At 38.7% G+C, this 15,031-nt stretch carries 11 protein-coding genes and 3 pseudogenes; 2 read left to right on the forward strand and 12 right to left on the reverse strand.

Going from position 1 to position 15,031, the window contains the following annotated elements:
• Positions 1 to 2 precede the first annotated feature (2 nt).
• From SH603_RS00635 to SH603_RS00650, 4 genes and pseudogenes are all read right to left on the reverse strand, one after another.
• Entirely contained in the window at positions 3 to 1,133 is a 1,131-nt protein-coding gene (locus SH603_RS00635) for an IS30 family transposase (protein WP_013923736.1), read from the reverse strand.
• 497 nt (positions 1,134 to 1,630) lie between these two features.
• On the reverse strand, positions 1,631 to 1,717 hold the full coding sequence (locus SH603_RS00640) for a putative holin-like toxin (protein ID WP_321533644.1): 87 nt from the start codon (positions 1,715 to 1,717) through the stop codon (positions 1,631 to 1,633).
• Positions 1,718 to 1,892: 175 nt separating this feature from the next.
• Positions 1,893 to 2,741, reverse strand: a pseudogene (locus SH603_RS00645) (IS3 family transposase).
• Positions 2,738 to 3,335 (reverse strand): annotated as a pseudogene (locus tag SH603_RS00650) (helix-turn-helix domain-containing protein). Before SH603_RS00650 ends, SH603_RS00645 begins: the two co-directional pseudogenes overlap by 4 nt.
• 260 nt (positions 3,336 to 3,595) lie before the next feature.
• Between SH603_RS00650 and SH603_RS00655 the strand changes: the two are divergent.
• Positions 3,596 to 4,927 carry an ISL3 family transposase gene (locus tag SH603_RS00655; RefSeq protein ID WP_321533637.1) on the forward strand — a complete coding sequence of 444 codons (1,332 nt, stop codon included), beginning with the start codon at positions 3,596 to 3,598 and terminating at the stop codon, positions 4,925 to 4,927.
• Between the two features lie 104 nt (positions 4,928 to 5,031).
• On the opposite strand, the gene SH603_RS00660 is transcribed toward SH603_RS00655, so the two are convergent.
• Together SH603_RS00660 and SH603_RS00665 are read right to left on the reverse strand one after the other, a co-directional pair.
• On the reverse strand, positions 5,032 to 6,798 hold the full coding sequence (locus SH603_RS00660) for an adenine deaminase (protein ID WP_419182111.1): 1,767 nt from the start codon (positions 6,796 to 6,798) through the stop codon (positions 5,032 to 5,034).
• Positions 6,799 to 6,816: 18 nt separating this feature from the next.
• Positions 6,817 to 8,154: an NCS2 family permease gene (locus SH603_RS00665; RefSeq protein ID WP_057806059.1), complete on the reverse strand. Its 1,338-nt coding sequence runs from the start codon at positions 8,152 to 8,154 to the stop codon at positions 6,817 to 6,819.
• Between the two features lie 157 nt (positions 8,155 to 8,311).
• Here SH603_RS00665 and add point away from each other — a divergent pair, with 157 nt between their 5' ends.
• A complete protein-coding gene (gene add / locus SH603_RS00670) occupies positions 8,312 to 9,328 on the forward strand; it encodes an adenosine deaminase (protein WP_321533638.1) in 1,017 nt (338 codons plus the stop codon).
• 49 nt (positions 9,329 to 9,377) lie between these two features.
• Here add and SH603_RS00675 read toward each other — a convergent pair.
• The 6 genes and pseudogenes from SH603_RS00675 to SH603_RS00705 form a co-directional block, all read right to left on the reverse strand.
• A pseudogene (locus SH603_RS00675) lies at positions 9,378 to 10,586 on the reverse strand (transposase); the annotation flags it as partial.
• Positions 10,587 to 10,620: 34 nt separating this feature from the next.
• Complete coding sequence (locus SH603_RS00685; RefSeq protein ID WP_013923736.1) at positions 10,621 to 11,751, reverse strand: IS30 family transposase; 1,131 nt, start codon at positions 11,749 to 11,751, stop codon at positions 10,621 to 10,623.
• A gap of 336 nt (positions 11,752 to 12,087) precedes the next feature.
• A complete protein-coding gene (locus tag SH603_RS00690) occupies positions 12,088 to 12,414 on the reverse strand; it encodes a hypothetical protein (protein WP_169483262.1) in 327 nt (108 codons plus the stop codon).
• A 14-nt stretch (positions 12,415 to 12,428) separates the two neighbouring features.
• Positions 12,429 to 13,634 carry a ParM/StbA family protein gene (locus tag SH603_RS00695; protein ID WP_321533641.1) on the reverse strand — a complete coding sequence of 402 codons (1,206 nt, stop codon included), beginning with the start codon at positions 13,632 to 13,634 and terminating at the stop codon, positions 12,429 to 12,431.
• Positions 13,635 to 13,889: 255 nt separating this feature from the next.
• Positions 13,890 to 14,219, reverse strand: coding sequence for a DUF5388 domain-containing protein (locus tag SH603_RS00700; protein ID WP_094508992.1), 330 nt, complete (start codon positions 14,217 to 14,219; stop codon positions 13,890 to 13,892).
• Positions 14,219 to 15,031 carry a ParA family protein gene (locus SH603_RS00705; protein WP_321533642.1) on the reverse strand — a complete coding sequence of 271 codons (813 nt, stop codon included), beginning with the start codon at positions 15,029 to 15,031 and terminating at the stop codon, positions 14,219 to 14,221. The genes SH603_RS00700 and SH603_RS00705 overlap by 1 nt, the downstream gene beginning before the upstream one ends.

The raw sequence follows: 15,031 nt of genomic DNA on the forward strand, positions 1-15,031 counted from the left end.
ACTCAAATAAATAATACTGACCAATTGATTATTGGTTGATGGAGCTGTGATATCTCTTGGTAGAAGGCCTTACGATAGATATCCATTGACGAATGTCCATTAAACATAGCTCGTGGATAGTGATTCATCCAATCATTAGTCGCTATGATCTGAGCACTACTATAGTTATTTATAGCTTCACCTTTGGTAATCTCCTTGCGGAGAAACCGGTTATTGATCTCATTGGATCCACGTTCCCAAGGGGAATACGGATCAGCATAGAAAACATGATCGTGAACTTGTGTTAACTCACTAAATTCTGAACCGTTGTCAGAGGTTATTGTCTTAAAGATGCGATAGTAAGCATCTGTGCCCATTTTCTGGCGTAAATTTATAAAGAACTGATTTACTGCATGCGCAGTTTTACCAGCAATTTTACTCGTGATATTAACTCGTGAAAGGCGATCAGTCATTACTAGTACAACACTGTCATTACCGTTTTTCTGTCCCTGAACTGTATCTAGTTCCCAATGGCCAATTTCGGACCGTTGGTCCGCAGTTTGAGGTCGTTGAGCAATATTAGGCCCTAAGCACCTTTTAGCTTGCGGATGAGTTCGATGATGCTTACGTTTAGGTTTTTCAAAGAGGTCTAAATTGGACGTACGAAGCACACCCTCATTAATCCATTGATATAAAGTTACAACCGACTTTGGGATCAGGGTGCCATCATTCATTAAATCTCGAGCCTTATAAATAACCGCTTGTGGGGAGTAATGGTGGTCGTCAAACTCACCAAGCATTAGCTGATCAGCTAATCGTAAAAATTGCTTTGAAGAATAATATAAGCGACGACGACCAGAATGGCGGTGATGTTCAAGATATGTGGCCTGACCAGCTTCATAACTATAGATGTAGTAAGAATATTCGTAAATCTTACCATTAGATTTTTGACGACGAAGTTGGCGGACCGTACCACGGTTGAGCTCGTTATTAATTGTTTGATGATTAACTCCTAATTGGCGACCAATTGCGCGATTGGAAAGTCCTTGCGACTTTAAAGTCGCAATCATCACACGTTCTTCTTTAGTAAGATGAGCATTCTTTTTATGAGTAGTCAATAAACTAGTAGACATGGTATCATTTAAGTGCGTCATTTGACGGACATCCTTTCATATAGGTTTGGTTCACTTAATATGATACCTGATGTCACGCCGAATGGCGTTTTTTATTTACCACCAACTGGGTGGCTAACTTCATTCTATAATCCACCTAATACTTTTGTTTCTTATGATGCAAGCGAAAACGAATAAAAATAAGTAGCGAAAATATTTATCATTTATTAGCCAGTCATTAAAACAAGAATTTTAATGACAGGTTGATATAAGAGATTTGCCACCCTACTAAAGGCTTTGCTCGGACACAATTGGCAACTTAAAACAAATGAATAACTTGGCCCATTAAAACAGTGGACCATCATGGCCCGAGCTTGCTGTAACGCGGCCAAGCAGTCTTCTGTACAATCTTTTAGAAAACCATGTTATAATATAGATACACAAAAAGCAGGCCCGTTAAAAAGACGGTGGCCTGGTTACTTAGAACTAATAAAAGATCGTCCGCAACCTGCCAAAGTTACTGGGACGGTCTTTTATTTTCAACAAAATGAGAAAATAAAGGTCAGCAATGCAACCACGAAGGTCGCAAAGACCAACATTAACATAAGTGCTTGGTAAGCGCTCATGTGCCAACAGCCCTTTCTTAATGGTGAAGTTCATTGAACCACCTCCAAAATGCGTGTCGGCCACCGTCCTTGAAACTTGCCTGCTCTATTATTTTATCATATCTGGAGTTTTAATCATGAACCGCCAAACTCGCGGTACTGTGCCCTGTCAAGTTGACACTTTAAATAATGAAAATTAGCTGGCCTTGCCAAAGCGATATTCTGCTGCGGTAAGGTCGTTTCTTTTCGCCGAGATAAATTTTTCAGTGAAGTATGTAATGCCTGCTTCAACTTGTTACTCTAATTCTATTAATGTCTGTGCTTTAGGTAGGTGAGCTATCCATATCGTCTTAAAATCTGCCCACCAATGTTCTATTACTGCATTATCGGCTGGAGTACCTGGTGCAGAGTAACTATGACATGTGCCATTAATGGTCAAGTATTGATTAAATGCTTTTGATATGTATGCTGAACCACGATCCGTATGGATTAACGGAGCTAATGCTCCTTCACTGACTCTGGCTTGTTCAAATACCTTGATTGCACCTTCGGCCGTTTCCGTTGGCGTAATTAACCAACTTACTGGATATTACCCATACAGATCTAATACTACGTGTAGCCGAACCTTATTGCGTCGAATCCCATACGTTAACTCAGTTGTATCCGTAACCCAGACTTGGTTTGCTGCGCTTTGATCAAATTGTCGTTTAAGAATGTTTTCAGCTTCATAAGTTTGTTGAACCTGAATACGCTTATGTTTGGGCTGACGATAGTCAGCTTTAATACCATGCTTTCGCATGATACGAATAATCCGTTTCTTGTTCACCTTATAGGGAACTTGCTGACTCAAATTAATTAACCTGGTCATTTTGTCATAACCAACACTTTGTTTGTGTTCATTTTCTAACTGCTTAATTAACTTGAGGAGTTCCAATTCCTCGATTTCACGTTCATTTGGATCATGTTTAAGCCACTTGTAGTAAGCTTGCCTAGACACTCCAGCAGCTTTGGTTAATTCACGGACTGAATAACCCTCGGCTATCATTTCCTGAATCGCTTGATATCGTCCGGTCGATCCACCTCCCGATTGCGTATTTCGACTAATTTTTTGCAAATGCAATTTGAACCTCCCGTTCACGCTCTCGAGCCTCTAATTCGCGAACTTTTTTCTTAACCGTTCTAATTCATTAGTCGGTTCTTTACCCTTGTTACACCCACGGTTATCCTTCAATGCTGCCCAATCATTGCTTTCCTGATACTTATGTACCCAAGAATAAACACGTTGATAACTAACGTTATACTTCTCAGCAGCCACCTTATAGTTGTTGTCATGGTCAATCGTCCATTGAACGATCCTCTTCTTTTCATCAAAGGTTACTTTTCGTCCCGTTCTTCTAGCTCGCTTTCTCGTTGTCTGATTAACGGTAAGGTTGCCACTATTGTAACTGATAACCCATTGATGTAGTTGAGAAATATTTCTAATTTGATACTGCTGGAGAATTGCTTGATTAGTATACTTGCCAGAAAGATAAGCTTTTACAGCAGTTAACTTAGTCTCTAACGAGTACTTCTGATTATGCTTAGGTCTAATTAATCCCGCCAATCCAGCGAGTAGGAATTGTTTAATCCACTCACTCATGTTTGCTGGCCGGACACCATGGTAATCGGAGTACACCGTTAAACCATAATCCGATTTCTGATAATCATGAAGTAATTTAAGCTTTTCAATAGTTGAATAACTTACAATGCAAAACACCCCCTAGGATTCACACTTTTATTATTGGCTCTACAATTTTAAGTACTGATGAATTTAACATCAGGGCTTTATTTGTTTAAAATTTAAAATAAAAAAGCGAAAGATGGTTGGACCCCGTCTTCGCTAAGAAAGGACCGTCTTTCATGAACAATTCTATCAAAACTATCTTAGGAATTAAAGATCCTTACCTCAAACTAGATGAAAAGAATTTTGATAACCCAATTGAAGATCAACCTAATCAAATCATTGTCCATCTTATTCAAACTTACCCCATGCATTGCCCAAAATGTGGACACTTAATGTGTAAAAATGGCTATAGAACAGTTAATTGCTTGGGACCAGAGCTTCACTTTAAGCCAACAATCTGGTCGATTAAAAAGCAAAAATATATCTGTAAAGCTTCTTCTTCTTGCCCTGAAGTAGTTACTAAATTAGCAGCCGTTGAAGATATTCATTATCGTAATCATATCTCTTTAGCGATAAAACAACGGGCAATGATGCTTCTAACAAAAAACGAATCACAAAGTGATTTAGCCAAAGAATTAAATGTCTCTGACTGGACAATTAGACGAGTCATTACAAATCTTGATCAGTTTTTTAAGCCTAACTATCATTGGTTACCTCGCCATATTGCCTTTGATGATTTCAAGTCTGGTCGCTTTGCCCCCAGCGGAATGAGTATGATTCTAATGAATATTGAAAATAAGCGGACGCTTGATATTATCTTGTCACGTAAAAATAGCTATCTGCGAAAATACTTTCTTCGATATGACCGTTCAGCACGCTTAGCAGTTCAAACAGTAACGGTTGACTTGTACACTCCTTACCGCCATTTGATTCATGAGCTTTTCCCCCACGCTTTAATTATCGCTGATCATTTTCATATTGTTGCTCAAGCATATCGTGCATTTAACAAAATTAGGATCCAAGTAATGAATCGTGCCGGTGCTGGCACTCATAAATGGCGTGCACTTAAGCACTTTTGGAAATTACTCCTAACGCCTGCTAATGAGCTTAAATATGATAATTATTGGTCAAGGCGTAACTTTAGTTACGCTCAATTAACCGATGTGGAAGTCATTCATCGTCTTCTAAGCTTTGATAATGAACTAAAAAGGGCTTATGAATACTATCAAAACTTAATTCTGGTGATTGCTCATCGTAGCAAGAAAGAATTAAAAAACTTACTCGCGATTAAATGGACGCAGCTTCCCCAAGCACTGCAAAAAGTTCAGCATACTCTTCGCAGCTATAAACAAGAAATTTACAATAGTTTTAAATATGATACCTATACAAATGGTCCCGTTGAAGGAACTAACAATAAAATTAAAGTTATTAAACGAACTGCTTATGGCTTTCGTAATTTCTTTAATTTCCGAATTAGAATCCTCCTTGCATTACCAAATACCTACATTGCAATAAACTGGAGAAATAAACAAACAGCTCATGCCAAAGTCCAGGCACAAGCTGCTTAGTAAAATTATTTTATTTTCTCATCAGTACTTCTTGACGAAGAGCCTTATTATTTAAAGTGTCAACCCTAAGGGGTATTGTACGGAGATGGATCCGTTTATTTATTCTAATCCAACACTGGATTGAAGTATTTTAATTGCGTGTAATCCACGTTTCCGCCATCGGTAATGGCTAAATCAGGAATTGCAGTGATTGGGAGGAAGGAAAGGTAGAAGATAGGGTCTGGCAGTTTAGAACCAATCTCCCGTGCTCCTTCTTGCAAGGCCTTTTCTTGTTGAGCTAATTCTTCAACAGGTAAGTCTGAACAAATCCCAGCAATTGGCAAAGGTAGGTTAGCAACCACTTGACCATCAACAACGACAATTTGGCCACCACCTTGTTCGATTAACTTATTCGCAGCTAGTGCCATGTCGTCATAGTTCACACCAGCGACAACCATGTTATTGTCGTCAGGGGCAGCAGTGGTTGCAATCGCCCCTTTCTTGAAAGACCAACTAGAGATAAAACCGTGAGAAATATTACCGTTGATTCCGTACCGCTCAACCACAGAAACTAGGGCCACGTCTTGGTCAACATCAGGCTTAATAATGCCATCTTCAACAGGCAATTTGACGTCACGACGTTTCCGAACGAAGGGGCCAATGCTGTTAATCGTTTCCACCAGTGCAGTACCATCAGCGTGATCAGTATGATATTGGAAATCATTTGCTGATAATGGGTCACGATGTACAGTTGCCGTTAATTCGCTTGAGCGGGCAGGAACCGTAAAAGCAAATTGTTCTTGACCATCGTCAAATACTAACTGGCCTTGACTAATGACAGTTTCGACATTGAAAGTTCCAGGATGGTCGACCAGTAAAATATCAGCTCGTTTACCAGGAGCAATTGATCCAAGCCGATCATCAATATGATACGCTTCAGCAGCATTAATGGTGGCCATTTGAATTGCGGTCATTGGGCTAACGCCAGCCTGAATTGCTAATCGAACCATGTGATCGATGTGACCAACAGAAAGAATACTGGTAGCATTCACATCGTCGGAGCAGAAACTAGTATGCCGAGCAACCCCAGCAACATTCTCGGTAATTGATTTAATATTTTCATTCAGAAACTTAGTCACGGCAGATTCACGAATCACCGTGTGGACACCTTTCCGTGCTTTTTCCAAGAATTCTTCATGAGAGTAACTTTCGTGATCGACGGAAACACCACTCATTAGATATTGATTGAGTGCTTTTCCACGCGCCATTGGTGAGCAGCCGAAAATGGGTTGATGATTTTGATGAGCTAATTCTAGTACTTTCATGGTATCTGGATCCTTAGTTTCCACGGAGTCACGAACCGTTTCCCAAACACCGAAGCAACGAGGATCCGTTTGCACTTGAGCATGATCCTTAGCGGTGACCTCGTAAGAGATAGTTGATTTTGGAATGGTGTAAGGAGTCTTATAAGGTAGTCCCCAGATGACATTGAATGGTAGTTGAGCGATTTCATTGAAGATTTCTTTTAAACCATCTAAGCCGATTACGGAGATGTATTCGTCTAAACCGGTGACGATGCTGGTTGTCCCATGAGGTAAGACTGCCTGAGCAAATCGGGTCATACTTAACTTACTACATTCAACGTGAATGTGACAATCAATTAGCCCAGGGGCAAGATACTTACCGGTAGCATCAACCTTTCTAGTGTTGGGGCCGATATAATCGGTGATATCTTTTTCAACGGCCACAATTCGTTGGTCATAAATGGCTACATCTGCCTTGTAATATTCACCAGTATTAACATTAATTAATGTCCCGCCAGTAATGACCAGGTCAGCAGGTAATTTAGCAGCACCAGCATCAATGTATTCACTTAATTTAGTTTCTGACATGATTAGTAAGCCTCCACTTTATTTAGGCAAGATATTCAAAACATAGAGCAGAACAACAAAGACAACTAACATTGTCCACATAATTCCGTTGACTTCTTTTCGCCGACCAGCAGCAGTCATCAAGATTGGGTAAGTTAAGAAGCCAAAGGCAATCCCATAAGAAATGTTGTAGGTCAAAGGCATGCCAATGACGACAAGGAAAGAAGGTAAAGCAATTTCAAATTGATCCCAGTGAATATCACGCAAAGCAGAGACCATCAGTACACCGACAACGATTAAAGCAGCAGCGGTAACTTGGGTCGTCACGACGGTCAGCAGAGGTGAGAAGACCATACTTAAGAGGAAGAAAAAGGCGACTACAACAGCCGTGAAACCAGTTTTACCACCGATTGCAATTCCGGCTGATGATTCGACGTAGGCAGAAGTTGGGGTAGTCCCCATGAAAGCACCACCAAGCATTGAAAGTGAGTCTGCCATCAAAGCGCGACCAATGTGCGGCATCTTATTGCCCTTCATAATGCCAGCTTGTTGCGCCAAACCGATCAAGGTACCGGCAGTATCAAAGAAGGCAACAATTAAGAAGATCAGGACAACCGCCCACATTTTAGGATCAGTCATTACGGAAAGGTGTTCTAGCCCGACACCGAATGTTGGTTTCAGACTTGGGGCCATTGAAATGATGTGGTGTGGAGCCTTAATCAAACCAGTCAAAAGACCCAGAATAGTTGTCGCAACTAAACCAATAAAGATCGCACCAGGCACCTTTTTAGCCATCAAGATTGCGATAACAAAAATTCCGAAGATCGTTAACCAAACCGTTGGCACGGTAAAGGAACCAATGCCAACTAATGAAGACTTATTAGCAATGATTAAGCCCCCACCTTGTAAACCAACAAATGAAATAAAAATCCCAATTCCGGCAGCCATCGCATATTTCAAATCCTGTGGAATTGCGTCAATGACAATTTCCCGAACTTTAAGGAATGACAAGATAGTGAAGAGCACAGCGGCTACCAGAACACCGGCCATGGCATCCTCCCAAGGAATTCCCATGGCAATGACCACTGAATATGTGAAGAAGGCGTTATCACCTAAACCTGGAGCAATGGCGATCGGGTAGTTAGCAAGAATCCCCATTAATAATGAACCTAAAATAGCAGATAGGGCAGTGGCAGTAAAGACCGCCCCTTTATCCATTCCTGCATCACCCAAAATAGATGGGTTAACAAAGAGGATATATGCCATTGAAACGAAGGTTGTTAAACCTGCTAAAGATTCCCGCTTGATTGAGGAACCACTCTCTGTGATGTGGAAGGCACGATCAATCCTCCCAGATAATGTTCGTGTTTTGTTCACGACTTACACTCCTTTGAATCATTATGTGTGGATTATTTCACACAATAAAATGAAAATCAAGAGAATTTGTTCGTAAAAATGTTTGAAAACGAATTTTTTAATGATACAATAGCGTCAGCGTCGTAAAAATAAGAACTTTAATTTGGAGGAACAGTTCATGTCTACAGAAATCACGAAGGAATTTACTCAGGGATTACCTAAAGCTGAACTTCATGTTCATATTGAAGGAACATTGGAACCAGAATTGAAACTCAAATTAGCCAAGCGCAACCATGTTGATATTGGTCAATCAACAATTGAAGAAGTTCGCCAATCATATCAATATGATGATTTGGCTTCCTTCTTAGCTGTTTACTATCCGGCAATGAATGTTTTACAAACTGAACAAGATTTCTACGACTTAGCAATGGACTACCTCCATCGAGCAGCAAAGAATAATGTTCGGCACGTTGAAATCTTCTTTGATCCACAGGCTCATACTTCACGAGGAATTGCATTCAAGACGGTCATTGATGGCTTATACAAGGCAACGGTCGATGCACAGGCGCTGAATATTGATGCACGCTTAATTATGTGCTTCTTACGTGACTTTTCTCGCGACTCCGCACGCGAAACGTTAGAGGAAGCCTTGAAGTATAAGGATAAGATTCTTGGGGTTGGACTAGATTCTGATGAACATAATAATCCACCAATGAAGTTCTTTAACCAATTCACCAAAGCCAGTGCAGAAGGCTTCCACTTAACAGCCCATGCTGATATTGACCAAAAGGACTCGATTGAACACATTCGTGAATTACTTGAAGTTATCGGTGTAGAACGGGTTGACCATGGAACTAATGTTGTTGAAGATCCGGACTTGGTTGACTTTGCAGCTAAGAACAAGATTGGCTTCACCTCGTGTCCACTTTCAAACTCGTTTGTTAGCCCTGAAATGAAGGGGAAGGAAGTTATTGAACTACTGAGTAAGGGTGTGAAAGTTTCCATTCACTCCGATGACCCAGCATACTTTGGTGGCTACATTGGTGATAACTATTACGCAATCGCTACTAAGTTCAATTTGAGTCGTGACCAAGTAATCACGTTAGCGCGAAACTCTTTTGAAACTAGTTGGATTTCGGATGAACAAAAGGCTCTTTACCTCAAAGAACTTGATGACTATGTCGCTAATAATTAATTGAGATGATCATCTCAAAACAGAAGAAGCTCGATAGTTGGCTAAGTTGCTAACGTACAATACCCCTTAGAGGCTGGGAATTAACTATTAAATTCCTTCCTCTGAATATTAAAATCCGAACCATAATTTTTGATTTTCCAGAAATTATGGTTCGGATTTTTCCTTTTTCAATTAATTTTGTCCCTGCTTGAGCTACTAACTTTCCCAATTTTGTTAAATTCATAGCCATTAGTGTTAATCCGGTGTCATTTTCCACAACGCGTTGCCCACGTAAATGTGTTCGGCGTACGCCAAAATCCCTCTTCATGTGACCGAAAACGGGTTCAACGTCGTACTTACGTCGACGATAAATTGCCTTACCTTCGTCACTTGAGAGGGTTGCTTTAACTTTAGCTTTATAGTAATTCCAAGTTGGATTAACTTGCATATAGCGTTGACGTCCACTTGGTGTTTTCGCTAATTGATCTAATTGTACTGATAATTGATGTTTATCTGCCCGATAAAGTTTAAAATCACGTTTAAATCCATATTTATCAATTCTTCGACTGTAACGATAAAAACTAAAACGAACTCCTAGATGGTCAATGTAATAATCATCTTCGGCATTATATTGCCAGTTTTGTGATTTAGTTGGATCAGTTTTGTATTCTCGTTTCTGTTCCTTTTGGTAAGTCGTATATGGAATAACAGGCTGTTTTTCAAACTGATCAATAATTATCGTGTAATTATATTCACTACCATACCCTGCATCAGCCACGATATGATCAAAGAAATCTAAAGAATGAAATTGAGCAAGAAATGGTACTAATGTTCTAGTATCTGTCGGATTAGAATATAAGGCATAATCAAGAACAAATTGATTGTGGGTAGCGATTTGTAAGTTGTATCCAGGTTTCAATTCTCAGTTTTTCATTGGATCTTCTTTCATACACATGAATGTGGCATCATGATCTGTTTTTGAAAAGCTATTGCGGCCCTTAAAAATATCTTCTGCTTCTTCATACTTATTAGCACGAGGTATAAAGTCTTCTTTTAATTGTCGACGAATCTTTTTTAAGAAACGGCTTCGTCGTTTCTTAACTGAACCACCCTTGATTACTTTAGGTTCTTGAGCTATTTCTTCATTCAATTCACTGATTTTATCATCAATATTTTCAGCCATAAGAGCCATTCCATTAGCGGTTTCCACTAGTTCTGGACTCATCGCTTTAACTACCCGTTTTTCGACTAAATCTTCGTAAAGTTTGATTGTTTTTTCTTCCTAAATTTCAAGAATAAGTTAGCCACTGGACTCAAATAAATAATACTGACCAATTGATTATTGGTTGATGGAGCTGTGATATCTCTTGGTAGAAGGCCTTACGATAGATATCCATTGACGAATGTCCATTAAACATAGCTCGTGGATAGTGATTCATCCAATCATTAGTCGCTATGATCTGAGCACTACTATAGTTATTTATAGCTTCACCTTTGGTAATCTCCTTGCGGAGAAACCGGTTATTGATCTCATTGGATCCACGTTCCCAAGGGGAATACGGATCAGCATAGAAAACATGATCGTGAACTTGTGTTAACTCACTAAATTCTGAACCGTTGTCAGAGGTTATTGTCTTAAAGATGCGATAGTAAGCATCTGTGCCCATTTTCTGGCGTAAATTTATAAAGAACTGATTTACTGCATGCGCAGTTTTACCAGCAATTTTACTCGTGATATTAACTCGTGAAAGGCGATCAGTCATTACTAGTACAACACTGTCATTACCGTTTTTCTGTCCCTGAACTGTATCTAGTTCCCAATGGCCAATTTCGGACCGTTGGTCCGCAGTTTGAGGTCGTTGAGCAATATTAGGCCCTAAGCACCTTTTAGCTTGCGGATGAGTTCGATGATGCTTACGTTTAGGTTTTTCAAAGAGGTCTAAATTGGACGTACGAAGCACACCCTCATTAATCCATTGATATAAAGTTACAACCGACTTTGGGATCAGGGTGCCATCATTCATTAAATCTCGAGCCTTATAAATAACCGCTTGTGGGGAGTAATGGTGGTCGTCAAACTCACCAAGCATTAGCTGATCAGCTAATCGTAAAAATTGCTTTGAAGAATAATATAAGCGACGACGACCAGAATGGCGGTGATGTTCAAGATATGTGGCCTGACCAGCTTCATAACTATAGATGTAGTAAGAATATTCGTAAATCTTACCATTAGATTTTTGACGACGAAGTTGGCGGACCGTACCACGGTTGAGCTCGTTATTAATTGTTTGATGATTAACTCCTAATTGGCGACCAATTGCGCGATTGGAAAGTCCTTGCGACTTTAAAGTCGCAATCATCACACGTTCTTCTTTAGTAAGATGAGCATTCTTTTTATGAGTAGTCAATAAACTAGTAGACATGGTATCATTTAAGTGCGTCATTTGACGGACATCCTTTCATATAGGTTTGGTTCACTTAATATGATACCTGATGTCACGCCGAATGGCGTTTTTTATTTACCACCAACTGGGTGGCTAACTTCATTCTATAATCCACCGCCACATAAAACATTGAAAATTTTAAACAAAAAATAACGATAGCAGATAAATGACTCGCTAAAAATAATAAACGCCTCGCATTTTCGAATTCTGTATGACTTCGATATGACTTCTTTGAATAGCAACAATCAAAGAAACTTATTTTTGAATCCATTTTGACTTCTATAAGACTTCTGACTATAAACTAAAAAGGCCTCAAGTTTCCTTGAGACCTTTTAATCACAATGAAGAGAACATGTCTAAATGTACCTTTCCTTCACTATTGTTTTTATCATCTGACTTCTTTTTGACTTCTTTTTTTACACTTGAATCAGTTGTTTCCGACTTGTCAGCAGTCACTTTGACGTCACTTTTTGTTTTTTCTTCGTTTTTATCACTCAACGCGACCTGCTTGGGAGCAATTTTTCGATAATCCTCAAATCCATAATTACCGATGATAGTTCGTATAGCAGCATCTATTGAGTCACCTTTTTTGCTCTGCTTGGCCATCCATTGGCCGATATCATCTTCTGAATCATACCTAAATGTAAATGTCTTGATACTCATATCACTCACCCATTTTAAGCAGCATTTTTCGCAATGTACCAGAGTCCATCACGGTTTAACGTTTGAGCATAAGGCGCTGGAATCCAAAGTACAGGAACAACTTGTCCCCCATTATATGACTTCAGTTTTTCTTCAAGTTTTGTACGCAACTGACTTTGATCTTTCATAGGAATTGACCCACCACCATGTACAGTAGCTACTTCAATTCCGGCACCAGCTTTACGCAATGCACGACTAACCTCATCAACAATACGATCACAGAAGGGTTCTAGTTGAGCAAATACGATCTTTTCAACTGCATTATAGCGTGCTCGACTTAATGGGGAAGGCTTGCTTGCCAAGAACTCTTTTAATTCAGCAACGCTTGCGAAGTTGTATCTCTTATCCTCGAGAACCTCTAACGCTTCTTGAAGAGCGTTGTCATATCCCTCTGATAGAGAGAATGATGCAACTGTTAAAGCCTTACCATTGATAATAACAACAATATCTACTGTACCAGCACCAATATCAATGCTAACTACATTCTTAGCATGAATTAAATCCTCGGCGCTAACAAGAGAAGCTAACTCTGGATAATGCTCATCGAAGTCAGCTTTAATTTTTGTAGTAAGATCTTTGTTTTCTCCAGTAGAGATATAGAATTGTGCAGTTTCTCCTTCAGTAGCAACAAATACCTTATCAAATTCAATATTTACGGTAATTGGGTTATTAAAGTTATGAAATGTTACCTGATGTGTACTTCCATTATAACGAGAACGATACATATTCTTGACGTTAATATCACTACCTTCTTTTACTGGAAGAGCCACAGCCATTTTGCTCTTAACTTTAATCGGCTCAGATAAATCAGAACCTTTGCTGTATGCGTTCTCTACAGCTGCTCCAGCAATCATACTCAATGAAAGAATTAATGAATAATCACTTTCAGACTTACCTGCATAATCATTAATATCAAAATGAGTAAGTGGTAAGTTTTTATCCATTGCGTATTGTCCAATTAGAAAACGTCCTGGAGTTTTTACTGCACTACTAGAAATAGTCACATCCATATGGTTGATGAAATCTTTCATGTAGTCATCTTTTTGACCTTTACTCTCGAACTCAATTGGTGAAGCAATATCCTGTTCACGTTCAATAGTGAAAACAGATGGAAACTTGATTTCCTTGTCATCGATAATTGCCTTAACTGCACCATACCCTAAATCATTTGCTACTTTCATAGTTAGTTCCTCCATATTTCATCGTCACATAACATTATACTTCATTTTGACTTCTTTTTGAAGTCTAAATAGTGTCTTTTTTCTTCTATTTTGACTTCAAAATGAATGATATATGACACGTTTGACTTCTAAGTGAAGTCTTACTTACCACAATGTTAATAATACTATACACTTAACACAATGTAAATAACATTTAACACTTTTACAAAGTTTTGTAAAAGCAAAATAAAAAACGCTTTTGTAGCGTTTCATAGTTTACTTAAGGCTTTTAGACATGTAGTCCTTTTGTTCCAATATGTTATACATTCTATCAAATCGAGTTTTTTCACTTTCATTTAATTCAGCAATTTCACTTTCTATCATATGTTCGACAACTGCCTTTGCATTTTTTGCAACGCCAAGATTAATTAAGGCAGAAACCTTATTACGAATATGATTGTCAACACGTATATTAACTGGAAAGGACACTTCTTTATTGTCTGTTAAGATATCTTCTTTTTTTGTTGTCTCCTTGAATGATGGCTTTGCATCTACCTCGCTATTTTTCAAGGAATTCTTTGATTTAGCTGGCTTTGATATTGCCATTATTCATGTGCCTCCTTAATACGTCCTAAAAGTTCAACTGCAACTTCTTTATAAACATTGAGAGTTTTTTTGTCCCATGCATCTCTATCTTCTGTAATACCTGTGACGTCATAATTTTTAGCTCTCTCCATAATCCTAATATGACTGTTAAAAACGTCGGCTCCCCATTCTTCTCTTGCTTTTTCCAAAATCAATTGATCAACTTTAGCATTGTCTTTAGATAAAACGGGAACAACCGCTAATACTTCTGTGTCAGCAATATACTCATCAATTATGTCGTTTTGAATATATTCAATAAAGTCCTTTGCATCGTCAAAAGATCTTTGTTGAGTTTGAAGGACAATTACTAATTCATCACAGGCATACAAAGCTGTATCGTTTTGTAAACTCAACGTAGGACTAACATCTATAAAAATGTAATCATACTTATCTTTTATATCACTTAACTTATTTTTAAAGGATGCAACTCGTTCTTTTTCATTAAGATAAGCATGTTCAAGATATCTAGGATATAGATAAAAATCACTAGCAGTTGGTACAAGATAAAGATTATCCATTACCTGAACTGTAACATTATCCAAGCTTTCATTATCTTTAATAGCGCTCATCAGCGTTTTGTTAAATGATAAAATCTCATCAGACTTTTGACTCTTTGTCTTTACCATCAATGTTGTCAAATCTGCCTGTGGATCAAAATCAATTAATAGTACCTTATTCCCCATTTTTGCCAAACTATACGCTACCAATGCAGTGGTCGTTGTCTTACCAACACCACCCTTTTGATTACACATTGAAATTACTTTTGCACTCAT

The organism is Limosilactobacillus reuteri (assembly GCF_034259105.1).
Taxonomy (GTDB): Bacteria; Bacillota; Bacilli; order Lactobacillales; family Lactobacillaceae; genus Limosilactobacillus; species Limosilactobacillus reuteri_G.